Consider the following 23,525-nt stretch of genomic DNA (forward strand, 5'->3'; position numbering starts at 1 on the left):
TTCCTCGCAGCACACGGTCACCCTCAACGCCGCGAACATCACCGGCATCCTGGGTGAGGGGGCCACGGTCGCGGACGCCAGGGAGTACGTCCACAGCGCGCTGAGCACCAACAGCCGCGCCACCCTCGGCCACGCCAAGAACTACGCCGAGCAGCGGGCCGGGCGATGAGCGGACGTCCGACGAGGGTCTGGTTCGTCACCGGGGCCTCGCGGGGCCTGGGCCAGGCCATCGCCGACGTCGTCCTGGAGGCCGGTGACACCGTCGTCGCCACGGCACGCCGCGCTTCGGCGCTGGACGGGCTCGTGGAGCGTCACGGTGACCGGGTCGTTCCCGTGGCGCTCGACGTCACCGACCGCGCGGCGGTGTTCGCCGCCGTCGCCGAGGCCGCCGAGCGGGCGGGCCGGATCGACGTGGTGCTCAACAACGCCGGGTACGGTCTGGCCGGCGCGGTCGAGGAGGTGGACGAGGCACAGGTCCGCGACCAGTTCGACGTGAACTTCTTCGGTGCGCTCTGGGTGACGCAGGCGGTGCTGCCGGTGATGCGCCGGCAGGGCAGCGGTCACCTCCTCCAGATGTCGAGCATCGCGGGCGTCACCACCTACCCCAACCTCGGCATGTACTGCGCGAGCAAGTGGGCGCTGGAGGCGGCCAGCGAGACGCTGGCGCAGGAGGTCGCGGGCTTCGGCGTCAAGGTCACCCTGGTCGAGGCGGGCGAGTTCCGCACGGACTGGAGCGCGGGCAGCATGGTGCGGGCCACGCCCAAGGTCGCGTACGACGCGGTACTGGCCAAGCGCCGGCACGGCCTCTCGGGTGCCTACGCGCACCTGCAGCCGGGCGATCCGCGCAAGGCGGGGGAGGCGCTGCTCAAGCTGGTCGACGCGGCCGATCCGCCGCTGCGCATCCTGCTGGGCAACGGGGCCGCCGACCTGGCGCCGAGCGTGCTGCGGGAGCGGCTGGCCCTCTGGGAGGAGTGGGAGGCGCTGGCCCGTACCACCGACTTCCCCCAGGAGCCGGCGTCGTGAGTCTGCTCGCGCAGGACCTGGTGGCCCACGCCGGTCACCGCAGGGCGGCCTCCGCGAGCGGCGCCGCCGGTGACGCCGGGAGCGACGCCGCGAGCGGGGTGGTACCGGCTCCGGTACCGGCCCCGGGCATGGTGCGCCTGTTCGCCCCGCTGCGGCAGGCGCCCCTGGGTCTGCTCGCCCTCGTCCAGTCCGCAGCGGTGGCATGGACCGTCTACGGCCGGAGCGAGGCACCTCCGCCGCAGCCCGGCGACCACGCCTGGTGGCACAGCTCGGGGCCGGTCGAGGCGGAGGCCTTCCGGCCCGGGCTGTTCCTGGCCCTGGCCACCGTCGCGTTCTACCTGACACTGCCCCTGCTGGCCGTGGCGGCGCAGGTGCTGCGCCGCCACGGCGGCCGGGTCGTGCGGGCCGGGGGCAGGACGCTCACCGCCCAGCTGGCCTTCACCGCCGCCGCCACGGCCGTGGGCTCCGCCGTGACCGTACCCCTGGTGGTACTGGCGCGGGCCTTCTCCCCCGTGGACGGCGGTCCCCTGGGCTCCGCCATCGCCGCCGACGCCGTCACCGCCCTGCGGCTCTGTGCCCTCGCCGCCCTGTTGCTCGTCTTCGCCGTCGGCGTGCCGTGGGCGGCGAAGCCCGCGCAGCCCCGTACCTTCGAAGAGAATCCGGATCCGTTTGATGCTGAATCGTCGTAATGCGCTCAAGGTGGCGGCCGCGGGTGGCGCCGCCGCCCTGTTCCCGTGGGACCGGTTGACCGGCACCGGCTCCCAGGCCGTGGCCAGTTCCCTCGCCACGGCGGAGGCGGCTCCCATCGTGCCGTTCGCGCACGCCATGCCGCTGCCGAAGACCCTCGTGCCGACCGGCTTCACGGCCACCTCCGATCTGTACGAGATACGGATGCGGGAGGCACAGGTCGAGATCGTCAAGGGCCTGATGTCGAAGGTCCGCACCTACAACGGAACGTTCCCCGGACCGACCATCAGGGCCACCCAGGGCCGTGAGGTCGTGGTCCGCCAGATCAACGAACTCCCGGTCGACACCGCCGTGCACCTGCACGGCGCGCACGTCCTGTCCCAGGACGACGGCCTGCCGATGGACACCATCGTGCCGGGCGGCGAGCGCACGTACCACTACCCCAACCAGCAGGCCGCGGCCTCGCTGTGGTACCACGACCACGCGCACCACCTCGAGGCCGAGAACGTCTACATGGGCCTGCACGGGCTGTACCTGCTCGGCGACCACAACGAGCGGACCCTGCCCCTTCCGAACGGCAGCTACGACGTCCCGCTGATCATCCGTGACGCGCGCGTCGAGGCGGACGGGACGCTGCTGTACACGCGCCCGTCCGACTGCCCGCACATGCTGGTCAACGGCAAGGAGCGGCCGTACTTCCAGGTCGCGGCCCGCAAGTACCGCTTCCGCGTCTACAACGCCTGCGCCAACCGGTACTTCCGGCTGCGCTTCGCCGACGGCATCGAGTTCACCCAGATCGGCACGGACGGCGGCTTCCTGGAGACCCCGGTCCAGAAGACGGAACTGCTGATGCTCGGCGGTGAACGCGCCGACATCGTCGTGGACTTCTCCCGCTACGCGGTCGGTGACTCGGTCGTCCTGGAGAACCCGGGCGCGCAGCCCACCGAGCGCCCCGAGGTGATGCGCTTCGACATCGTGCGGCGCGCCTCCGACTACAGCTTCGTACCGGGCCGGCTGACGACGCACCCGCCGCTGCCGGCGGCGACGGTCGAGCGGGACTTCGAGATCCGTACCTTCCCGGCGATGACCATCAACGGCCTGTCCTACGACCCGAACCGGGTCGACATCACGGCCAAGCTGGGCACCACCGAGGTCTGGACCGTCCGCAACGCCGAGGCCCCGGCCGCGGCCGGCAAGCCGGACTTCCACCTCTGGCACAGCTTCCACACCCACTTGACGTACTTCCGGGTGCTGGAGCGCAACGGCCAGCCGGCCGGAGTCCGCGACGCGGGGCTGAAGGACACCGTCACCCTCGGCCCCGGCGACACCGTGAAGATCGCCATGACCTGGGGTCCGTACACGGGCCAGTACCTCTACCACTGCCACCAGCTGGGGCACTCCTCCGGCGGGCAGATGGGGCGGATCGACGTCGTCGCGTGACCACCGCACCGTGACCACCGCACACCACCGCGGCCGCTGAACGGGGGGCGCCGGGCTGCCGGCGCCCCCCTTCGGCGGCCGCGGCCGTGCCGCTCCCGCGCGACGGGCGCACATGCGGAAACGGGGGCGGGGGGGAGTCTTGCGGACTCCCCCCCGCCCCCGCGGCGTAGACGGGCGGTTCAGCGCCCGGCGGCCTGTTCCGCGCCGCGCGCGTCCACGGCCTTGCGCAGGGAGGCGGCGACGGTGAGCACGTCCGCGTCACTGAGCCCGGGGTGCAGGGGCAGGCACAGGGTGCGGTCGGAGACCCAGTCGGAGGCGGGCAGCTCGGCCGGGTCGGTGCCGTACGCCGGGACCTTGTGCAGGGGGGCGTAGCGGAAGGTGGTGTAGATCTCGTCGGCCAGCAGGTCGCTGGCGACCTGGTCCCTGATCGCGGGGTCCATCTGCACCCAGTAGAAGTAGTGGGTGGACTCGTGGCCCTCCGGGAGCGCCGGGGGAGTGACCAGGCCGGCGGTCCCGGCCAGCTCCCGGTCGTACAGCGCGACGATCTCCTTGCGCCGGGCCACCATCTCGGGGAGCCTGCGCAGCTGTACGGAGCCGATGGCCGCGGTCAGGTCGTTGCCGATGACGCGGCGGCCCGGCTCGGGGATGTCCAGTTCCCACCAGCGGGCGGAGACCTTGGCGTAGCCGAAGCCGCTGGGCTGGGCGAGCCCGTGGTAGGCGAGGCGCCGGACCCGGGCGGCCTGCTCGGGGTCCTTCACGTAGATCATGCCGCCGTCGCCGGTGACGAGGACCTTCATGGCGTCGAAGCTCCACATGGCGAGGTCGCCGAAGGTGCCCACGGCCTTGCCGTCGACGCGGGACGCCACGGAGCAGGCGGAGTCCTCGATCAGCGTGATGCCGAGCTCGCGGCAGCGCTCGGCGATGCGCACGATGTCGCCCGGGTAGCCGCCGTAGTGGAGGACGATGACCGCCTTGGTGCGGTCGGTGAGGGAACGCTCCACGTCCTCGAGCGTGGGGTTCAGGGTGCGCGGGTCCACGTCGCAGAAGACGGGGCGTCCGCCGCTGGTCACGACCGCGTTGGCGGCGGCGAGGAAGCTGAGCGAGGGCAGGACGACCTCGTCGCCCTCCTCGAGGTCCAGCAGTTCGGTGGCCAGGAACAGGCCGGAAGTGCCGGAGTTGATGAAGACGACGTGCTCGGGTGCGACACCCAGGTGCTCGGCGAACGCCGCCTCGAAGGCCTTGGTGCGGGGTCCGTGGCCGAGCCAGCGGTCCTCGAACACCTCGGCAACCGCGTCGAGTTCCTCAGCACCCACCTGGGGCTGAAAAAGATTGATCATAGCCGCCTCTCACGTCGGATGTCGCGAGCGAGCTTAGGAACGGGCGCTCGACCGCGGATCGAAGTCCGGTGGTGGTGCCGCTCCGCCCCCGCCACGGCCCCTGGAGGCTCGCTCGACCCGGCCCGGGCGGGCCCTGACGGCGGCAGCGGGAAGCACCGGACGCCAGTGGGGGTCCAGGCGGACACGAGCCGGCCGGGTCAGCCTCGACCAGGTCCCAGGACCGCGCCGGGACGTGTTCAACGGGAGGGGATCCATGTACGAGGACAAGAGCCAGGCGGAGCTCTACGACCGGCTCTACCAGGACCGCAAGGACTACGAAGCGGAGGCCGCCCAGGTGGCCGGGTTCGTCCGCGCGCGCAAGCCGGACGCGGCGAGCCTGCTGGACGTGGCCTGCGGCACCGGCATCCACCTCGCCGCCTTCGCCAAGATCTTCGACCGCGCGGCCGGGATCGACCTGTCCCAGTGGATGGCGGACCTCGCCTTCGAGCGGCTCGCCGGCGTCCCCGTCCACCAGGGCGACATGCGCTCCTTCGACCTCGGTGAGACCTTCGACGCCGTCGTGTGCATGTTCAGCTCGATCGGCTACCTGCGGACCGTCGAGGACCTGGACTCCGCCGTCCGTTCCATGACCCGGCACCTCGCCGAGGACGGCGTCCTGGCCGTCGAGCCGTGGTACTTCCCGGACAACTTCCTGCCCGGCTACGTCTCCACCCACGCGTTCAAGGACGGCGACCAGGGCATCTCCCGCGTCTCCCACTCGACGCGGGAGGGCAACGTCACCCGGATGGAGATCCACTACGTGGTCGCCGACGCCGGGACCGGGATCCAGCACCGCAGCGAGGTCGACCACCTGACGCTGTTCTCCCGCGAGGAGTACACGAACGCCTTCCGCAAGAGCGGTCTCGACGTGGAGTACGTCGAGACGGGCGGCGGCCGTCCCGGGTTCTTCATCGGCACCCGCCACTAGTCCGGGCCCCCGCGGCGACCCGCGCCCTCCGGCGGGCCGCCGCCGCGGCCCGTCCGGGCCGGCCGCGGCACGCGTCCGCGGGAACAGGATCGCTCGAACCGGATTCGAGGCGGAGCAGAGCGCGGCTTCGTACGGTCCTCGTATGCAGACTCCACCCCCGGAACGCCTGGACCGCAGACTGCTCATCCTCGCGGGCACCCTGCTCATAGGCGCCATCGCCTCACTGCTGGACTCCACCATCGTCAGCGTCGCGCTGAACGAGATCTCGGCCGATCTGGAAGCGTCCGAGACGGCGCTGTCCTGGGTCAGTACCTCGTACCTCCTCACCCTGGCCCTGGTGACGCCCCTGGTGGGGTGGGCCGTCGACCGGTTCGGCAGCAGACGGATGTGGATGTTCGCCCTGGCCGTGTTCCTCGGGGGATCGGTGCTGTGCGGGGTGGCCTGGTCGGTCGAGAGCCTGATCGCCTTCCGCGTCGTCAAGGGCGTCGGCGGCGGCATGGTGCTCCCGATGGTGCAGACGATCCTCGCCCAGGCGGCGGGCCCCAAGCGCTTCGGCAAGGTGATGAGCCTGGTGGGCATCCCCGGGCAGCTCGCCCCGATCCTGGGTCCGGTGGCCGGCGGCCTCATCATCGACGTCGCCAGCTGGCGCTGGATCTTCTTCGTGAACGTCCCGCTGATCCTCGTGGCGCTCGTCCTCGCGCACCGGGTCTTGCCGCCCTCCGCCGGCGGCGGGGACGCCAAGGTCGACCGCGTCGGCGTCATGCTGCTGCCCCCGGGCATGGTCGCGCTGGTGTACGGGTTCTCGCGGGTACGTGACGTGGCGCAGCTGACCGACCCGCTGACGGTGGGAGTCCTCCTCGCGGGCGCGGCGCTGATCGCCGCGTTCTGCGTGCACTCCGTGCGTGCGCGGTCCCCGCTCGTCGACGTGGGGCTCTTCCGCTCCCGGGCCTTCTCCTCGTCCTCACTGCTGGTGTTCCTCAGCGGTGTGGCCGTCTACGGCCCGCTCTTCGTCCTGCCGCTCTTCTACGCCCGCTCCCTGGGCTACGACAGCTCCACCATCGGCTGGCTGCTCGCCCCGCAGGGCCTCGGCATGCTGGTCGGCCTGTCGGTCGCCGGGTGGCTCACCGACCGCTACCAGCCGCGGGTGCTGATCCTGTTCGCCACCGCCCTCGCCGTGGCGGGCACCGTCGGCTTCACCCAGCTCGCCTCGGACCCGGACGACCTGGTCCTCGGCGTCTCCCTCGGCGTACGGGGCCTGGGGCTCGGAGTGGTCGGCGTGGCCATCCTCATCACCGCCTACCTCGACATCCCGAGCGACCGGATCCCCCGCGGCACCGTCATGATCGCGGTGGTGCAGCGCGTCGGGGCGTCGTTCGGGACCGCGATGGTGGCCCTGCTGCTGTCCGTGAACCTCGGCTCCTCGGACTCCGGCGGCCCGCAGGCGGACCCGTCCGCCTACGCGGACACCTTCTGGTGGGTGCTCGGCATGGCGGCGGCGATGGTCGTACCCGCGCTCTTCATGCCGAGGCGGCCCGACGGGGAGGCCGCCGACGAGACGGCGAAGGCGGCACCGGAGTCCAGCCGCAGCTGACCGGGGGTGCCCGGCCCCGGTCGGGCGGGCACCGCCTAGAACAGGGCCGCGACGGTTTCGGCCGTCGCGGCCGGAGCCGTCGCGGCGAGCCGGCCGGCCCGGGCGGACTCCGCCACGGACATGACGTACTCGCCGTAGCCGGACTTGCGCAGCAGCCAGCCGAGCCGGTGGCACTGGTCGGCGTCGATGAACCCCATCTGGAGGGCGATCTCCTCGACGCAGGCGACGCGCAGCCCCTGGCGCCGCTCGAGGGTCTGGATGTACTGGGACGCTTCCAGCAGCGAGTCGTGGGTGCCGGTGTCCAGCCAGGCGAACCCCCGGCCGAGGTCGATGAGCGAGGCTTTGCCGCGGGCGAGGTACTCGAGGTTGACGTCCGTGATCTCGAGCTCGCCGCGCGCGGAGGGGCGCAGTCCGCGGGCGATGTCCACCACGTCGCTGTCGTAGAAGTACAGGCCGGTGATGGCCCGGTTCGACTTCGGCCGGGCCGGCTTCTCCTCGATGGAGACGAGCCTGCCGAGGGTGTCCGTCTCACCCACCCCGTACCGCTCCGGGTCGCGCACGGGGTAACCGAACAGCAGCGCCCCCTCCTTGTGGGGGACGTGGCGGTGCAGCAGCTGGGCGAATCCGGGTCCGTGGAAGACGTTGTCACCGAGGACGAGGGCGACGGAGTCGCCGCCGATGTGCCCGGCCCCGATGACGAACGCCTCCGCGAGGCCGCGAGGCTCCGGCTGTTCGGCGTACGACAGGTTCAGACCGAGGGCGCTGCCGTCGCCGAGGACGCGGCGGAACTGCGGCAGGTCCACCGGTGAGCTGATGATGAGGATGTCCCGGACTCCGGCGAGCATCAGCACGGACAGCGGGTAGTAGATCATCGGCTTGTCGTAGACGGGGAGCAGCTGTTTGGAGATTCCCAGGGTGAGCGGATGCAGACGGGTGCCGTTCCCGCCGGCCAGGATGATTCCCTTCACGGAAGTCTCACCTCGTGTTGTCGTCGGCTCGTTCGCAGGGGCCCGGAGGGTTGCTCCGAGACTGTGGCAGGCCGGTCGAGGAAGCCTCGAAGCGCGCACGCGAGAGGGGGCGGCCGTGGTGGCCGCCCCCTTCGTGGTGGGGCTCCGTCAGACGGTCAGACGGTCAGACGGTCAGGACGACCTTGCCGCGGCCGTGGCCGCTCTCCACGTTCCGGTGGGCCTCGTCGGCCCGGGCGAGGGGGTACGCCTCACGGATGTGGATGTTGACCTTGCCCTGGACGTACAGGCCGACGAGTTCGGCGAGCCGCTCGGCCGAGCGCGCGCCCGCCACCGACGGCAGCCCCAGTTCCTGCGCCGCTTCGTCGGCGATCATCGTGACGACCCGGTTGCGGTCCTTGGCCACCTCGACGGAGGCCCGCAGGGCGTCGGGGCCCGCCGCGTCCACGGCCGCGTCCACGCCGTCGGGCGCGATCGCCCGCACCCGCTCGGCGAGACCCTCGCCGTACGTCACGGGGATGGCACCCAGGGCGCGCAGGTGGTCGTGGTTGCGCTCGCTGGCCGTGCCGATGACCCGGCCCGCACCCCAGGCGAGGGCGAGCTGCACGGCGAAGGTGCCGAACCCGCCCGCCGCCGCGTTGACGAGTACGGTGTCGCCCGCGTTGACCCCCACCGTGGACAGGGCCATGTGCGCCCCCTGGCCGTTGCCGGAGAAGCCGGCCGCGACCTCCCAGGGCATGGCCGGGGGCTTGCGGACGATCTGGTCCGCCGCCACGGTGACGTACTCCGCGTAGGCGCCCAGGACGCTGTAGCCGAGCACCTCGTCGCCCTCCGCGAAGGCCGTCACCCCCTCGCCGGTCTGGTCGACCGTGCCGGCGAACTCGTTGCCGAGGACCATCGGGAACTCCCGCTTGATGAACGGCGGGGTCCAGCCGCCGCGCACCCGCACGTCGAAGGGCAGCACTCCGGCGGCCCTGACGCGTACGCGCACTTCGCCGGGGCCGGCCTGCACGTCCTTGACGGTGGTCTCCCGCAGCACCTCGGGGGCGCCGAACTCGGACAGAGCGGCTGCTCGCATCACGGGGGTCCTTTCAGTAGTTCGTCATGTGGATCAGTCCGCATCCTGCTCGAGACGGTTCTTGACCGCGTCGAGAATCAGCCGGACCTTCGAACTCAGTTCGTTCTGTACGAACTCCCTGGCGGCCGTCAGCCCGGTGCCCTCGCCGAGCACGGCCGCGACGCCGGACTCCTTGATGACGACCGTCTGCAGGGAGCGGACGACGGTGCTGCCGTCCTGCTCCGTGAGGAGCCACTGGACGTGGTGCGAGGCGCCCAGCGGCGGCAGCAGCAGCTGCTTGTACGCGATCTTCGAGCCGGGCAGCCCGACCCGGGCCGCCCGGGTGGTGAAGATCCCGCCGTGACGTTCGACGGTGTCCAGCTCCAGGACCTGGGTGTGCCCCTCGCCGCCCTCCCGGACGTCCGCCCGTGCCACGTGCGCCATGAAGGACGGCCACTCGCCGGCCTCGTAGAGGGCGGAGAACACCGCCTCGGCGGACGCCGCGACGGTGACGCCGTCCTCCACCGTGACCAGGGCCTCGGGCCGCAGCGCGGCCAGCTCCGCGGCGTCGCGCACCGCCGCGACCTCGGTGCGGGCGATCGTCTCGACGGTGGTGCGGACCGTCTCGGCCGCCGCCGGGTCCTTCAGACGGTACTCGTGCTCCAAGCGCACCACGGAGCCGCCGTCCGGTGCGGGCTCGACCACCCAGGAACGGAGCATCGACTCCACCTGCGGCGGCAGGGATTCCGGCCGGAACTCGACGCGCAGGGCGTCCTGGTCGACGCGGCGCAGCGCCACCCAGTGCTCGACGGTGCCGTCGTAGTGCCCCCACATGCCGATCCGGTCGAAGTCGCCGTCCCGGCCGAGGTTCTCCAGGTGGACGAAGGGGGCGAAGACGCGCGGCCAGTTCCCCTCGTCCGCGAGCAGCCGGTGCACGTCCTGGGCGGGCGCCCGTACCGGCAGCTCGTGCGCGGAGCGGTGCGTGTGTGTCTCTCCCATTGCTCCTCTTCCGTGGTGGCCGGTCAGCCGCGCCAGCGCGCCGCGCGCAGCACGCCCGCGCCGGTGGTCAGCGAACCGACCGCCGTTCCGGAGTCGTTGACGGCGTAGGCCTCGGTCGCGCCGGACGGCCAGGCGACGCCGAGGTCGGTGACGGTCCCGTCCGGGCCCCAGGTCACGGCGTGGTAGACGCCGCCGGGCGAGTACGAGAACCCGGCCGCGACCCCGAGGTTGTTGATGCCGTAGGCGGCGGACCCGGTGTGGCCGGGCAGCGGCGCCAGCGGTACGGCCTGCCCCTGCTGGTTCCAGCGCACGGCGTGGTACGGGCCGTCGTAGAACTTGCCGGCCTTGAACGAGTTGCCGACCGCGACGCCGAGGTCGTTGACCCAGCTGGCCTGGCTCGAGTCGTCACCGGGCAGGATGCCGCCGAGCGGGACGGGGGTGCCGTCGGCGTTCCAGCGGACCGCGTTCTGGAAGCCGTTCTGGAGGGAGTAGCCGACCGTGACGCCGGAGTTGTTGATGGAACCCGCGGAGCTGGCGGTGCCGCCGGGCAGCGGGGGCAGGTGGACGGCCTTGCCGTCCGAGTCCCAGCGCATCGCCTTGTAGACGTTCTCCGGAGTGGCCGAGAAGCCGGCCACCGTCCCGAAGCTGTTGATCGAGTAGGCGCGGCTCTTGACCGAGCCGGGCAGCCCCTGCAGCTGGACGGGCGCGCTGTTGGGGCGCCACACCACGGCGTGCTCGGACTTGTCGGCACCGACCGAGCGGCCCGCGATCGTACCGGAGGCGTTGATGACGAACGCCGTGCCACTGACGTCACCGGGCAGCGTGCCCAGGTCGGTTATGTTGCCGTTCGGCGACCAGCGGACCGGGCGGCTGACGCCCTGGGCGTTGGCGGAGTAGCCGACCGTGACGCCCCAGGGGCTGATCCCGTACGCCAGGCTGGAGGTGTGCCCGGGCAGGGTGCCCAGGTCCGTGACGGTCACCGCCGAGTGCGCCGGCAGTGCGGCGGCCGCCACCAGGGCCGCTGTGCCGAGCGCGAGGGCGGTCCCTCGCGAAGCGCGGGACAGCAGGGTGAGTCTCATGTTCCGTGATTCCTTTCGTCGTGCGGGATGTCGTGGCGCGGGAGGGCGGGGAGGGCGCGGCTTCGCCTCCGTCAGCGCGCGCCGGCCAGTTCGACCAGGCGCGGGACCATCGCGTCCGGGCCCGGCTGGGAGGTCAGGTGCTCGGCGACGGCGGCCGCGGTCTTGCGCAGCTGGGCGTCGCCCACCAGGCTCCGCAGCACCTCGACGTCGATCTCGTCCGGCTGGAGGTTGAAGCCGATCCCCGCCGTCTCGACGATGCCGGCGTTGATCCAGTTGTCGGACCCGTACGGCATCGCGAGCTGCGGCACACCGGCGTGCGCGGAGGCCAGGGTGGTGCCCGCGCCGCCGTGGTGGACGATGCCGTCGAGGGTCGGCAGCAGCGCGCTGAGCGGGGTCCAGCCGACCGGCCGGACGTTGCCGGGCAGCGGGCCGAGCGGCTCCAGGTCCACCTGGTCGCCGAGCGCCAGTACCAGTTCGGCGTCCAGGCCCTCCGCGGCGTCCAGGACGCTGCGCAGGCTGCCCACGCCCGCCACGCCGGGCACGATGGTGCCCAGGGTCACCACGATGCGCGGGCGCTCCTTGGGGGCGGCCAGCCACTCCGGCAGCACACCGCCGCCGTGGTGCGGGACGAAGCGCATGCTCCAGCCCTCGCCCTTGCCGCGCATGAACTCCTGCGGGGCGAAGTAGACGGGCTGCACCGTGGGCAGCTCCACCGGGACGCCGAGACGCTCGAACGTGGGCGCGAGGTGCGGCAGCAGGCGCTCAGGGAGGTTCCCCTCGCGAAGGAAGCTGTAGCCGTTCTCCACCGCCGGGATGCCGAGGGCGCGGGCGGTGAGCAGCGCGGTGCCCTGCAGGCGGGAGTAGACGATCAGGTCGGGCCGCCAGTCGCGCGCGAACTGGAGGGTGCGGTCCGCCATCAGGTCGTTGATCTGGCTGAACTTCTCCAGGATGAAGTCCGGCGTCTCCTCGGACCGGGTGACCTCCTCGCCACGGGCGCGCATCGCGGTCATGCGCTCCTGCGGGGTCCCCTTCTTGGGGAAGACCATGGAGAAGTCGGCCTCGGGAGCCACGTCGTAGGCCATGAGACCGGCGCCCACCGCCGCCTGGACGGAGACTCCGGACGTCGCCACGGCCACCTCGTGACCGGCGGTGCGGAGGGCCCACGCGAGGCCAAGAGCGGGATAGATGTGGTCGAGTCCGGGAGAAACGTTGAACAGGACACGCACGAGTGCCACCTCGATTCGGCTGGAAGATGCTGCGCGGTCACGATGGCGGGCCCGGCTCAACTCGGACTCGAGAGGCGCGTTGGAGCCTCGGCGCGACGAGCGCGTGAGCGAGAGACGGGGAGTGCGGATGAGCGGGACCACGAGCGGCGCGGAGCCCTACGTGCCGGCGGAGCTGTACGCGGAGGTGCAGCAGTTCTACGCGTGGCAGATGAACCTGGTGGAGGGTCCCGGCGCGGACGCGGACGCCTGGGCGGAGACCTTCACCGAGGACGCCGTCTTCGAGTCGGCGGGCGAGCCGGAGCCGCAGCGGGGGAGGGACGCCCTGCGCGCCACCGTGCGCGCGGGGGTCGAGCACATCGCCGCGCAGGGGCTCGATTTCCGGCACTGGTTCGGGATGGTGGGGGTCGAACGGCAGCCGGACGACACGCTGCGCACCCGCTACTACGCGCTGGCGATGGCCACCGCGCCGGGCGGTCCGCTGGCGATCCGCGGTTCACTGCTCTGCCATGACGAGCTGGTCCGCGCGGACGACGGCCGCCTGCTCGTGCGGCGGCGCAGCCTGGAGGCCGACGGCCGCGCGCGCTGAACCCGCCCCTTTCCCGCACGCGGGGGCGTTGGCGGTGTGGATGCCGCCAGCGCCCCGGCGTGTGCGGGGCCCGTGCGTACGGGCCCCGGGATCAGATGCGCTGCATCAGGAGTTCCGTGACGGCCTTCAGGTCGTCCGGCGTGAGGTGCGCGGTGAGGGCGTCCGCGATGGTCTCCGGGGACCGGGTGGAGATCGTGAGGCGGGGGGCGGGGGCGGGCGGGGTGCCCGGCGCCGGGGTGCCGGCGGCGTTAACGGCGTTAACGGCGTCAGCGGCGTCAGCGGTCCGGGGTGCCGGGCTCTGGGGTGCCGGGCGGGTGCGCTGGCGCGGCGGATTGACGGCCTGGATGCTCTCGGTGGCGGCCGCCGCCTGTTCCTCCTGGGGGAGGCGGCCGATGCGGCGGGCCGGCTCGACCTTCAGCTCGCCGGTCTCCACCTTCCCCTGGAGTTCGGGCGTCAGGTTCAGCAGGGTCAGGCGCTGCGAGACCCAGGCCGCCGTCTTGCCGATCCGCTTGGCCACCTGCGCCTGGGAGCCGTGCACCTCGACCAGTTCCTGGAGGGCGCGGGCCTGGTCCATGGGGGCCACGTCGACCCGGTGGACGTTGGCGATGAGCGCCGATTCGAGGATGTCCGCCGCCGAGGCCGACAGGGCGTCGTTGACGTGGATGTGCATCGTCTTGAGACCGGCCAGCTGGGCGGCCGCGAGGCGGCGGTTGCCGTCGATGACCACGTACGGGGCGCGGCCCAGGCCGTCCGTCTGGCCGGGGTGGGCCTCCATGAAGGCCAGCCGGGTCGCGACCGCGAGGGGCTGCAGCTGGCCCCGTACGGCGAGGGACTGGGCCAGCTCGTCGAGGTCGGTGAGGTCCTCGCGGAGGTTGAACGGGTTGTGGGCGAGGGCGTCGATGGGGACCTCGGACGGCGGGACCACCCCGGAGGTGGGGGCGCCCGTGGCCTCGGCGATGGCGGCGCGGCGGGAGCTGACCCCGACGGGCTGGGCCCGTGCGAAGGACGCCGAGACGCCGAGCTTGTCGGCCTTGCTGCTCATGAGATCTCCCGGGCGAGGGCGCGTAGGGCGACGGCCTGGTCGCCGTTGGGGGCGTAGACGAAGAGGGGCTGCTTGAGGCGGACGGACTCGCGCTGTTCCTTGAGGTCGGGGACGATCGCCACGACCCGCGGATCCTTTATGTCCATCCACGCCTGGAGCGAGCTCGTCGCGATGTAGCCGCGGCGGCCGTCGTAGAGGTTCACGACGAGGCCGAGGTAGTCGATGTCGAGGCTCAGGTCGTCGCGCAGATCGTTGATCTGGGAGGTGAGCAGGTCGTACGCGTCGGCGGAGGAGTCCTCCGCCTGTACGACGATCAGCGCGCCCGAGGCGCCCGGCTGTTCGGTGTCGCGGCGCCGGCCGTAGTAGATCGCCGCGTCCATGCTCAGGCCGAGGCTGGGCGGGCAGTCGATGAGGATGACGTCGTAGTCGGACTCGACGGGGGCCAGGGCGCGTTCGAGGGCGGCCTCGCGGGCGCGGACGGTGGAGAGGCGGACGTCGAGGAGGAAGGCGTCCGTGCAGGCGGGCAGGAGGTGGAGGCGGTCGCCGAACCGTTCGTGCGCGATGGGGGCGATGAGGTCCTGGAGGGGGCCCTTGGCCTCGCCGGCCATGTGGCAGGTGAGGCTGTCGCCGCCGATCGGCAGCGGCTGCTGGCCGAGCTGCTTGGTGAGGTGCCCCTGGGGGTCGAAGTCCACGAGCAGGACGCGCATGCCCAGGCCCGGGAGGTCTTCGAGGTCGAGGGAGGAGCCGGGGTGACCGGCTTCCGTCTCCTCCGGGGTGGCCTGGCGGGCCAGTTGGCGGGCGACGCGGACCGGGTGCAGGCTCGCGGGGTCCTCGGCGAGGGCTTCGGCGGTGCCGGCGGTGACGGCGGTCTTGCCGACGCCGCCCTTCTGGTTGCACACGACGATGCGGCGCACGACGGAGGGACGCTTGACGGTGGGGGCCGGGTTCAGCTCCAGCCAGAGGCGCACCGCCTGGGCGAGACCCTGGATGAGGGAGACGCCGCGGTCCTTGCAGTCGGTGCGGAAGGACTCCCACTGTCCGGCGGGCAGCCAGGTCGAGAACGACTCGGCGCCGGAGGTGTCGACGGGGGAGGGGGCGGAGGCGAGGGCGCTCCAGTGGGCGATGCCCTGGTGGACGGCGTCCTGGATGTCGACCCGCAGTTGGGCGGTGCGGATCTTCAACTCCTGGCGGAGCCACGGGGGGAGCTTGGAGACGACCTTCTCTCGGTCGTTCTGGGACGAGGGCGAAGTCATGAGAGGGACTTTACTAACGTTCCGGGGTGGGCGTGGCTGCCACGCTTGGGTTTTGCTAACGAAATGGGTGGTGAAGGGCGCCGGGTACGCGACAGGGCGGCCTCGCACACGCCGTAGCGAGCACCCCCGTGGTTCGCCACGGCGTGCGCGAGGCCGCCCTGGAAGCGTCGTCAGCCGACCGGGACGGGCGCCTGCGGGCCGGTCAGGCCGAGCGCGGCGCGGCAGGAGGGGGAGCCCGCCGGGTCGAAGAGGGGGAGGCGGGAGGCGGGCACGATGCCCGGCAGGAGGTAGTTCCACAGGTCGATGACCCGGGCGTGCAGGTCCTCGCGGTCGGCGCGGACGTGCGAGGTCACCTGGACGCCGGTGAACGAGCCGACGAGGAACGTCGAGAGGTCGTCCACGTCGAGCGAGGGCATGAGGTCGCCGCGTTCCCGGGCCGGCGTCAGACAGCTGCGGCAGGTCTCGATCCAGGCGTTGTAGGGGGACGGGTCCGGGCTGGTGAACGAGCCGAACTCGATGACCAGGCGGATGCCGGCGCGGATGCGGGCGTTGGTGCGCAGCCCGGCCGCCATCTGGTGGGTGAGGTCGATGACCGTCTGCAGGCCCGGGTCCTCCAGGGCGGGGACGTCCTTGGACACCTGGAACTGCTCGTCCACCAGGGTGCGGGCGAGGGCTTCCTTGGACGGGAAGTGGAAGTAGAGGGCGCCCTTGGTCACTCCGGCGTGCCTGACCACGTCGCTGAGGCTGGTGCCGCCGAAGCCCGCGCGGTCGAAGGCGACGGCCGCGCCGTCGAGGATCGCCTGCCGGGTGATCTCGGCCCGTTCCTGCCTGACCCTCGCCACGTGTGTGTCTCCTGCTGAGGTCGCGTCCGGTGATACAGGGGGAATCTAGTGGGATTCAGTCAAAGAAAACCAGTCGACAAGTACTTTTTCAGATGTACAGAAGCCCTATTCCAGGACCGGACGGGACTTTTTGTCTAGCGCCTCTCGTCGGATCGAGCGGTGCGCGGGAGGAGTTGACGCGGGCGCGGGCTACAGGTGGGTGCCGCCTGACGCGTCGAGGCGCTGACCGGTGACCCACCGGGCATCCGGGGAGGCGAGGAAGGCCACGACGCCGGCGATGTCGGAGGGGACGCCGATCCGCTCGAAGACGGACATCCCGGCCAGCCGTGCCGTCCCCTCGGGCGTCGTACGGAGCTTCGCGTTCATGTCGGTCGCGACGAACCCGGGGGCGACCGTGTTGACCGTGATGTCCCGGGGGCCGAGCTCCTTGGCCAGGGCGAGGGTGAGGGTGTCCATGGCGCCCTTGCTCATCGAGTACACGACGGACTCCGGGTAGGACATGCGGGTGACGGCGGAGGAGATGTTGATGACCCGGCCGCCCGCCGGCATGCGGGTCAGGCCCTCCTGGATGACGAAGAGGAGCGCTTTGACGTTGACGGAGAAGATGCGGTCGACCAGTTCCGGCGTGACCTCGTGGATCCGCGCCGAGCCGCTGACCGCCGCGTTGTTGACGAGGATGTCGAGCCGGGGCTCCATGCCGCGCCGGTTCAGTTCGGAGTCGAGGGCGGCGTAGAGGGCCCGCGCGTCGCCGTCGAGGCCGAGCTCGGTCCGCAGGGGGAACGCATCCCCGCCCGCGGCTCGGATGGTGTCCACGACGTCGCCGGCGGCTTCGGCGTTCCGCGCGTAGTGGACGGCGACGAGGGCGCCGTCGGCGGCCAGGCGCTCCGCTATCCCACGGCCGATGCCGCGGCTGGCGCCGGTCACCAGGGCGGTCTTGGCGGACAGCGGACCGCGCACCGGGAAAGCCCGGGCAGCGCCCGAGGCGTCGCGGGCAGGAGAGGGCTCGTGCCCGGCGGGCGGACGGGAGCGGGGCGAGGTGACCAAGGCGGTGCCGTTCTGGACCGGGAAGGTCCGGGTGAGTTCGCGGATGGCTGACCGATCTGATTGTCACCTGGCAGGTATTCACCGCCGCCGCGGCCGCCACATACGATCACGGCGTCCGGTTCCGGGGAGAGAACGAGGTACCCGATGGAAGAACCGCGGAGGCTGGTGATCACCGGCGCCACCGGGTTCATCGGCTCGGCGGTGCTGGCGGAGCTCGCCCGTCTGCGGGAAGGGGCGGGTGCTGCCGTACCGGGTCTCCTCCTGCGGGCAGTGGGCCGCAGGCCTGCGCAGGATGCCGACGGGGCGGCCGAGTGGTTCCGTGCGGACCTGTCCGACCCCGGATCCCTGCGCGGCTGTTGCGAGGGGGCGGACATCCTGGTCCACCTGGCCTCGCGGGTCGGATCGGACGAACGTGACTGCGCTGTCGTCAACGTCGAGGGAACCGCGGCGCTGATGGCGGAGGCCCGGGAGGCCGGAGTCCGTCGGATCGTCCACCTGTCCACCTCCGCCGTCTACGGGCGAGGACCTCACCGGGGGATCGCCGTGGACGCGGTCCCTCCCGCGCCTGTCTCGGCCGCCAGCCGCACTCGCCTGGCGGGGGAGGCCCACGCACTGGCTGCGGGTGCCGTGGTGCTCCGCCCAGGCCTCGTGATCGGCGCGGGGGACCGTTGGGTGGTTCCCGCCCTGGATCAGCTCCTCGAATCCACCGGGGCGCTGTGGGAAGGGGCGCGGGCCCGGTTGTCGGCGGTGGCCGTCGGCGACTTCGCCCGCCTCGTCACCCGTCTCGCGCTCGGCCGTCGCCCGGCCGGCGGTACGGTCTGGCACGCCAGCCATCCGGAGCCGGTCAGGCCCGTCGAGCTGGTGCGGGCGCTCATGGAGCGGGGTGTGCTCCTCCCCGTGGACCAGGAGCTCCCGGACGCCGAATTCCTGGCACGGATGGGGGCGTCGGGCTGCCGGGTGAGCCCGACCCAGTTCAGGCTGGTGGCGCAGGACCACTGGTACGACAGCGCGGGGATCTGGACGGCGGCCGACTGTCCGCCGGGGCCCGGCCCGCTGGCGTGCCTTGACGATGCCGCCCCCTGGTACCGGGAGCACCTGGGCCGCCTGTGAGAGGCCCGCGCCGTGTGCCGTTGGGGACGTCAACGGCGTTAACGGCGTTAACGCCGCCAACGGCCGGGCGCGGGCGCGGCGTTAACGGCGTTAACGGCGTTAACGGGGGAGGGGGAGGGTGGCGGTCGTGCGGCCCGCCTTCAGCATCAGGGCCAGGCAGCCGGGCCGGCTCAGGAGGGCGTTGCGCAGGCGCAGGCCGAGGGTGGTGGCGGGGGCGAGGAAGGGGCCGGTGCGGTTGCCGCCCCGCTGGCAGGCCCGGGCGTAGGGGCGGACGAGGGCCTCGTAGCGCCGGAAGGCGGCTCGGGGGTCCTCGGGGGAGCGGGCCAGTTCGCCCGCGAGGACGTACGCGGCCACGACCGCGGTACCGGTGCCCATGCCGCCGATCGTCGCGCCGCAGGCGGCGTCCCCGAGGAGGACCGTCCGGCCGGTGGACCACGAGCCGACGTCGGCGCGGCTGATGGAGTCGAAGTAGAGGTCCTCGGCGCCGGCGAGGGACTCGAGGAGCGGGCCCACGCGCCAGGGCAGGCCGGCGAAGGCCCGGGTGACGAGCGCCTTGTGGGCGGCCGGCTCCTGCCGGTCGTACGACAGCTCGGGCGAGGCGAAGAGGAAGAAGGCGCGGGCGCGGCCGGGGGTGGCGGGGGAGGAGCCGACGGAGGCGAGGCGGCCGGGGGCGTTGAAGCCCACGGAGCCGCGGCGGGTGGGGTGGGGGTCGCCCGGCAGGCTCCAGGTGGCGGCGTAGTAGCCGAGGTGGGAGACGTAGCGCTCCTCGGGGCCGAAGGCCAGCCGGCGGACGGTGGAGTGCAGGCCGTCGGCGCCGATGACGATGTCGAAGCCGCGGGGCGGGGCGTGGCGGAAGGTGACGTCCACACCGGCCGCGGTCTCGGTGAGGGAGGTGATCGAATCGCCGAAGAGGTACTCGGTGGAGGGGCGGGAGGCCTCGTGGAGGATGCGGGAGAGGTCGCCGCGCAGCACTTCCACGTCACCGCCCGCGAAGGCGGCGGGGAGGTGGAGGAGTTCCCGGTCGTCGGCGTCCACGAAGGTCATCGGGGTGCCGCCGGTCTGGACGCGGCGGAGGGCGTCGAGGACGCCCGTCCGGTGGAGGACGCGGAGGTGGGTTTCGCCGCGGAAGTCCACGGCGTGGCCGCCGTCGCGCAGGGCCGGGGCGGCCTCGACGACGGTGGGGCGGAAGCCGTGGCGCGCGAGCCAGTGGGCGACGGCGGGGCCCGCGACGCCCGCGCCGGAGACGAGCACGGTCCTGGGGGTGGGCATGGGTGTCCTCAAGTAACTGTGTCCGATGGATGCTGTTTCTGTGTGTACGGTAGACGCGGTTTTGGTGCGAGGGCAAGGGGATCCGGTGGCGGACGGGCAGTGGGCGGCGGCGGTGCGGTTGTTGTGGGGGCCGCCGGTGACGCCGGCGCGCGGTCCGAGGCGGGGACTGACCCTGGAGCGGATCGCGGGGGCCGGGGTCCGGATCGCCGACGTCGAGGGGCTCGGCGGTGTGTCGATGCAGCGGGTGGCCGGGGAGCTGGGGGTCACCAAGATGGCCCTCTACCGGTACGTACCGGGGAAGGCGGAGGCCGTCGCGCTGATGGTGGAGGCCGCGCTCCCCGACCCGGCGCGGGCGCTGGACGCCGCGCTGGCGGCGGCCGGGGACGGGTGGCGCGAGCAGCTCGGGGCGTGGGCCCGGGAGCTGCTGGCCGGGTTCCGGGCCCATCCGTGGCTGCTGGACGCGACGGTGGGGGCGCGGGCGATGGGGCCGCGGGAGGTCGGCTGGCTGGAGCGGGCGCTGGCAGCGCTGGAGGGGTGCGGGCTGAGCGGGGCCGAGGCGATGGACGCGGTGGTGCTGGTGGCCGGGCACGTACGGGGGATCGCCGAGCAGGAGCGGGCGACGGGCGGCGCCGGCGGCCCGGACGAGGAACTCGGGGCCGTGCTCGGGGAGGTCGTACGGATGAGGGGCGAGGAGTACCCGGCGCTCGCGGGCGCGCTGGCCTCCGTCGCCGAGCACGGGGGGCAGGACCAGGCGCTGGAGTTCGGACTGGAGCGGATCCTCGACGGGCTGGGGCTGCTGGTGGAGCGGCGGGCGACCTCCTGAAGTCGGGCGCCGTCCGGTTCCGGTGCGCGGGGGCCCGGGCAGGACAGGACCGTGGCGGGTGGAGTGCTGGTCGCCGTGGCGGTGGTGGTCCTCGCGTGCGGCGCGGGCGGGGCGTCGGCGCGCGGGCTCGGGCAGCCGGCGGTGGTCGGGGAGATCGCCGTGGGGATCCTGCTCGGGCCCACGTTCCTGGGGCGGGTGTGGCCGGAGGGACAGCGGTGGCTGCTGCCGGGTGAGGTGCTGCCGTCTCTGGGGGCGTTGGGGAATCTGGGGCTCGTCGTCTTCATGTTCCTGGTGGGGCTGGAGCTCGATGTGGGGAGGCTGCGGGGGCTCCGGCGGGCCGTGGTGGTGGTGAGCCAGGCGAGTGTGTGGGTGCCGCTGGGGCTCGGGGGGCTGCTGGCGCTCGGGTTGTACGGGTCCTTCGCGCCGGAGGGGGTCGGGCGGGGGGAGTTCGTGCTGTTCGTGGCGGTGGCGCTGAGTGTCACCGCCTTTCCCGTACTGGCGCGGATCCTCACCGAGCAGGGCCTGTACGGGACGCCCGTGGGGGTGCTGGCGATGGCCTGCGCGGCGGTGGCGGACGTGGTCGCCTGGTGCCTGCTGGCGGTGGTCGTGGCCGTCGTCGGGGGCGGTGGTGCCGGGGCCGGGCTGGGGCGGGCGGCCCTGGCCGGGGTCTTCGTGGCGGGGATGTGGTGGGGGGTGCGGCCGCTCCTCGGCCGGGCGGCGGCGCACGGGGGGACGGGGCGGCCGGAGGGGGAGCGGCCGGAGACGGGCCGGGGCGGCGGGGTCGTGGCGCTGTTCGGCGGGATCTGCCTGGCGGCGTACGCGACGGAGGCGCTGGGGGCGCACGCGCTGTTCGGGGCGTTCGTCCTCGGGGCGGTGGTGCCGCGGTGGGTGGAGGCGGTGGAGTCGGCGGCGCGGCGGCTGCGGGAGTTCGCGGTGCCGGTGCTGCTGCCGCTGTTCTTCGTGGGCAGCGGGCTGCGGACCGACATCGGGGCGCTGCACGGGGGCCGGGCCTGGTGGTGGGCGGCGGCGGTGCTGGGGGTGGCCGTCGTGGCGAAGTGGGGCGCGGCGACGGCGGCGGCGCGGGTGGCGGGGGTGCCGGGTCGGGACGCCGTGCTGCTGGGGGCGCTGATGAACTGCCGCGGGGTGACCGAGCTGGTGGTGCTGAACGTGGGGCTCGGGCTGGGGGTGATCGGGGTGGAACTGTTCACCGTCCTGGTGCTGATGGCCCTGGTGACGACGGCCGCGACGGGGCCGGCGGTGCGGGTGCTGGCGGTGCTGGCGCCGGGGGCGCCGCGGGCCGCGGACGCCGGGTCGGGCGACCGGCGTTGACGCGGGCGGCGGTGGACGGCGGCTCCGGCGGGAGTCCGGTCCGGCTCCGGTGAGGGCGTCGACTGTGGCCCAGGATCTCGTACCCCCTCGGTGTGGGGCGGCCCGCGGATGCGGCGATTGCGGTGTGGAGCCCCTCATGGTCAAGCAGGAGCGTGCGGCACGCACGCGGGAAGCTCTCGTGCTCGCCGCGGCGGAGGTGTTCGCCGAGGAAGGCTTCGCCGCGGCGTCGATCGCCGCGATCAGCGAGCGGGCCGGAGTGACCTCCGGCGCGGTCCAGTTCCACTTCGACGGCAAACCCGCCCTGGCCCGGGCCGTGGAGGCCCGTGCGGCGCGGACGCTACGGCTGATCGCCGAGGCGGAAGGCCCGGCCGACCGGGCCGGCGACCCCCTGCTGGTGCTCGTCGACGCGACGTACGCGCTGCTGAAACTGCTGGCCGCGGACGTGGTCGTACGGGCCGGCTTCGCGCTGGGCGCCGACGCCGCCCACCGCAGCCGGGTGGATCTGCGGGGGCAGTGCCGCCAGTGGACGCAGGAGCTGATGGACGCCGCGGGACGGGCCGGGCTGCTGGCCGAGGGGGTCTCCCCGCAGGACGCGACACGGGTGGTCGTGGCCGTCACGTCCGGGCTGAGGGACCTGCTGTCCGCGGAACCGGAGTGGACCGCGCGGCAGGCGCTGGCCCGGATCTGGACGGTGGTGCTGCCGGGGATCGCTCCGGACGGCGTGGCCGTTGAAGACGAAGAAACAGACTGAATGGTTTGATTATTGGCCCCTGATGGGTGTTATATGACCTGCGTAGCGAGGTGGCTGAACGGCTCCAAGCTGTCGTGGGTCTGTGGCGTTCACACAAAAGCCCAGGTCAGATGGATTTTTCCAAGGAGCGGCGAGATTTCGCCCGGCCGAGAACGGTCGACGGGTCATGCATTGACAAACCGTCCGGCCTGTTTTCTACTGACTCTTGCGACTCATCCAAAGGACAGGGGAGTACGACGTGGACATCGATGTACTGGGCGCACTCGCCGTGCGGGAGAACGGGATCTCCATCACGCCCACCGCCCCCAAGCCCCGCCAGGTCCTGGCGCTCCTGGCCCTCCACGCCGACCAGGTCGTACCGGTGTCGGCGCTGATCGAGGAGCTGTGGGGGTCGATGCCGCCGCGCAGCGCCCGCACCACCCTGCAGACGTACGTCCTCCAGCTGCGCGCGCTCATCGCGACCGCCCTGGAGGGCAGCGACGACCAGGAGCGGACCGCCAAGGACGTGCTCGTGACGCTGCCCGGCGGCTACCTGCTGAACAGCGGCGGCGGCACCAGCGACGTCCGCGAGTTCGACCGGCTCGCCGGTCTGGGCTACCGCGCGATCGACGCCGGTGACTACCCGGTGGCCGCGCAGCGTCTGCGCGAGGCCCTCGCCCTGTGGTCGGGCCCGGCCTTCGCCGACGTACAGGGCGGCGTACAGCTGGACATGGAGACGCGCCGCCTGGAGGAGACCCGGCTGTGCGCGCTCGACCAGCGCATCGAGGCGGACCTGAAGCTGGGGCGCCACCGCGAGCTGCTGGCGGAATTGACGGTGCTGGTGAGCCGGTACCGCACCCACGAGAACCTGCACGGCCAGTTCATGCTCGCCCTGCACCGCTCGGGCCGGCGCGGCGAGGCACTGGACGTGTACCAGCGGCTGCGGGCCACGCTCGTACGGGACCTGGGCCTGGAACCGTCCACCGCGCTGCGCAGGCTCCAGCGCTCGATCCTGATGGCCGGCCCGGAGGGTGCGGTCAAGGCGGCGGCGGTGGCCGGGGCGGTCGCGGGTACGGGCCCGCGGGCCGAACGGCTCGTACGGGCCTGACGTCGCGCGAGGCCGGCG

22 protein-coding genes and 1 pseudogene are annotated in these 23,525 nt (G+C 72.8%); 12 read left to right on the forward strand and 11 right to left on the reverse strand.

Annotated features, from left to right (window positions below; genetic code table 11):
• From ACZ514_RS30640 to ACZ514_RS30655, 4 genes and pseudogenes are all read left to right on the forward strand, one after another.
• A pseudogene (locus tag ACZ514_RS30640) lies at positions 1-169 on the forward strand (cyclase); the annotation flags it as partial.
• A complete protein-coding gene (locus ACZ514_RS30645; protein ID WP_468175091.1) occupies positions 166-1,023 on the forward strand; it encodes an oxidoreductase in 858 nt (285 codons plus the stop codon). The pseudogene ACZ514_RS30640 and the gene ACZ514_RS30645, both read left to right, overlap by 4 nt.
• Positions 1,020-1,712, forward strand: a complete 693-nt coding sequence (locus tag ACZ514_RS30650; RefSeq protein ID WP_469126185.1) for a hypothetical protein — start codon at positions 1,020-1,022, stop codon at positions 1,710-1,712. The genes ACZ514_RS30645 and ACZ514_RS30650 overlap by 4 nt, the downstream gene beginning before the upstream one ends.
• Positions 1,696-3,150: a multicopper oxidase family protein gene (locus ACZ514_RS30655; RefSeq protein WP_468175085.1), complete on the forward strand. Its 1,455-nt coding sequence runs from the start codon at positions 1,696-1,698 to the stop codon at positions 3,148-3,150. The genes ACZ514_RS30650 and ACZ514_RS30655 overlap by 17 nt, the downstream gene beginning before the upstream one ends.
• Positions 3,151-3,329: 179 nt before the next feature.
• Here the strand turns inward: ACZ514_RS30655 and ACZ514_RS30660 are convergent, their stop codons facing one another.
• Positions 3,330-4,487: a DegT/DnrJ/EryC1/StrS family aminotransferase gene (locus ACZ514_RS30660; protein WP_468175082.1), complete on the reverse strand. Its 1,158-nt coding sequence runs from the start codon at positions 4,485-4,487 to the stop codon at positions 3,330-3,332.
• Between the two features lie 253 nt (positions 4,488-4,740).
• On the opposite strand from ACZ514_RS30660, the gene ACZ514_RS30665 reads away from it, so the two are divergent.
• Positions 4,741-5,454: a class I SAM-dependent DNA methyltransferase gene (locus ACZ514_RS30665; RefSeq protein ID WP_468701826.1), complete on the forward strand. Its 714-nt coding sequence runs from the start codon at positions 4,741-4,743 to the stop codon at positions 5,452-5,454.
• A gap of 142 nt (positions 5,455-5,596) precedes the next feature.
• Entirely contained in the window at positions 5,597-7,045 is a 1,449-nt protein-coding gene (locus tag ACZ514_RS30670) for an MDR family MFS transporter (RefSeq protein ID WP_468175076.1), read from the forward strand.
• Between the two features lie 35 nt (positions 7,046-7,080).
• On the opposite strand, the gene rfbA is transcribed toward ACZ514_RS30670, so the two are convergent.
• The 5 genes from rfbA to ACZ514_RS30695 form a co-directional block, all read right to left on the reverse strand.
• Positions 7,081-8,013 (reverse strand): glucose-1-phosphate thymidylyltransferase RfbA, encoded by a 933-nt coding sequence (gene rfbA, locus ACZ514_RS30675; RefSeq protein WP_468175073.1) that lies wholly within the window; start codon positions 8,011-8,013, stop codon positions 7,081-7,083.
• 163 nt (positions 8,014-8,176) lie between these two features.
• Entirely contained in the window at positions 8,177-9,088 is a 912-nt protein-coding gene (locus ACZ514_RS30680; RefSeq protein ID WP_468175070.1) for an NADP-dependent oxidoreductase, read from the reverse strand.
• Positions 9,089-9,121: 33 nt separating this feature from the next.
• Positions 9,122-10,066: an aromatase/cyclase gene (locus tag ACZ514_RS30685; protein WP_469126186.1), complete on the reverse strand. Its 945-nt coding sequence runs from the start codon at positions 10,064-10,066 to the stop codon at positions 9,122-9,124.
• Positions 10,067-10,089: 23 nt separating this feature from the next.
• Entirely contained in the window at positions 10,090-11,145 is a 1,056-nt protein-coding gene (locus ACZ514_RS30690; RefSeq protein WP_468175064.1) for a hypothetical protein, read from the reverse strand.
• A gap of 71 nt (positions 11,146-11,216) precedes the next feature.
• Positions 11,217-12,371, reverse strand: a complete 1,155-nt coding sequence (locus ACZ514_RS30695; protein WP_468175061.1) for a nucleotide disphospho-sugar-binding domain-containing protein — start codon at positions 12,369-12,371, stop codon at positions 11,217-11,219.
• A gap of 127 nt (positions 12,372-12,498) precedes the next feature.
• On the opposite strand from ACZ514_RS30695, the gene ACZ514_RS30700 reads away from it, so the two are divergent.
• A complete protein-coding gene (locus ACZ514_RS30700) occupies positions 12,499-12,957 on the forward strand; it encodes a nuclear transport factor 2 family protein (RefSeq protein WP_468701834.1) in 459 nt (152 codons plus the stop codon).
• Between the two features lie 91 nt (positions 12,958-13,048).
• Here ACZ514_RS30700 and ACZ514_RS30705 read toward each other — a convergent pair whose 3' ends face one another.
• From ACZ514_RS30705 to ACZ514_RS30720, 4 genes are all read right to left on the reverse strand, one after another.
• On the reverse strand, positions 13,049-13,999 hold the full coding sequence (locus ACZ514_RS30705) for a ParB/RepB/Spo0J family partition protein (RefSeq protein WP_469126187.1): 951 nt from the start codon (positions 13,997-13,999) through the stop codon (positions 13,049-13,051).
• Positions 13,996-15,252 carry a ParA family protein gene (locus ACZ514_RS30710; protein ID WP_468175052.1) on the reverse strand — a complete coding sequence of 419 codons (1,257 nt, stop codon included), beginning with the start codon at positions 15,250-15,252 and terminating at the stop codon, positions 13,996-13,998. Before ACZ514_RS30710 ends, ACZ514_RS30705 begins: the two co-directional genes overlap by 4 nt.
• A gap of 170 nt (positions 15,253-15,422) precedes the next feature.
• Positions 15,423-16,094 carry a ScbR family autoregulator-binding transcription factor gene (locus ACZ514_RS30715; RefSeq protein WP_468175049.1) on the reverse strand — a complete coding sequence of 224 codons (672 nt, stop codon included), beginning with the start codon at positions 16,092-16,094 and terminating at the stop codon, positions 15,423-15,425.
• Positions 16,095-16,283: 189 nt separating this feature from the next.
• Positions 16,284-17,051, reverse strand: coding sequence for an SDR family oxidoreductase (locus ACZ514_RS30720; RefSeq protein ID WP_469126188.1), 768 nt, complete (start codon positions 17,049-17,051; stop codon positions 16,284-16,286).
• A gap of 231 nt (positions 17,052-17,282) precedes the next feature.
• Between ACZ514_RS30720 and ACZ514_RS30725 the strand changes: the two genes are divergently transcribed.
• Positions 17,283-18,248 carry an NAD-dependent epimerase/dehydratase family protein gene (locus tag ACZ514_RS30725; RefSeq protein ID WP_469126189.1) on the forward strand — a complete coding sequence of 322 codons (966 nt, stop codon included), beginning with the start codon at positions 17,283-17,285 and terminating at the stop codon, positions 18,246-18,248.
• A gap of 99 nt (positions 18,249-18,347) precedes the next feature.
• On the opposite strand, the gene ACZ514_RS30730 is transcribed toward ACZ514_RS30725, so the two are convergent.
• The gene (locus tag ACZ514_RS30730) at positions 18,348-19,517 is read right to left on the reverse strand and encodes an FAD-dependent monooxygenase (protein WP_469126190.1); all 1,170 of its coding nucleotides are present in this window, start codon (positions 19,515-19,517) and stop codon (positions 18,348-18,350) included.
• Positions 19,518-19,602: 85 nt separating this feature from the next.
• Between ACZ514_RS30730 and ACZ514_RS30735 the strand changes: the two genes are divergently transcribed.
• The 4 genes from ACZ514_RS30735 (at position 19,603) to ACZ514_RS30750 (ending at position 23,507) form a co-directional block, all read left to right on the forward strand.
• On the forward strand, positions 19,603-20,340 hold the full coding sequence (locus ACZ514_RS30735; RefSeq protein ID WP_469126191.1) for a TetR/AcrR family transcriptional regulator: 738 nt from the start codon (positions 19,603-19,605) through the stop codon (positions 20,338-20,340).
• A 51-nt stretch (positions 20,341-20,391) separates the two neighbouring features.
• A complete protein-coding gene (locus ACZ514_RS30740) occupies positions 20,392-21,669 on the forward strand; it encodes a cation:proton antiporter domain-containing protein (protein ID WP_469126192.1) in 1,278 nt (425 codons plus the stop codon).
• Positions 21,670-21,805: 136 nt separating this feature from the next.
• Entirely contained in the window at positions 21,806-22,420 is a 615-nt protein-coding gene (locus tag ACZ514_RS30745; RefSeq protein WP_469126193.1) for a ScbR family autoregulator-binding transcription factor, read from the forward strand.
• 238 nt (positions 22,421-22,658) lie between these two features.
• A complete protein-coding gene (locus ACZ514_RS30750; RefSeq protein ID WP_468175034.1) occupies positions 22,659-23,507 on the forward strand; it encodes an AfsR/SARP family transcriptional regulator in 849 nt (282 codons plus the stop codon).
• The last annotated feature ends 18 nt before the right edge of the window (positions 23,508-23,525 follow it).

This window comes from Streptomyces sp. NPDC034086, assembly GCF_055575515.1.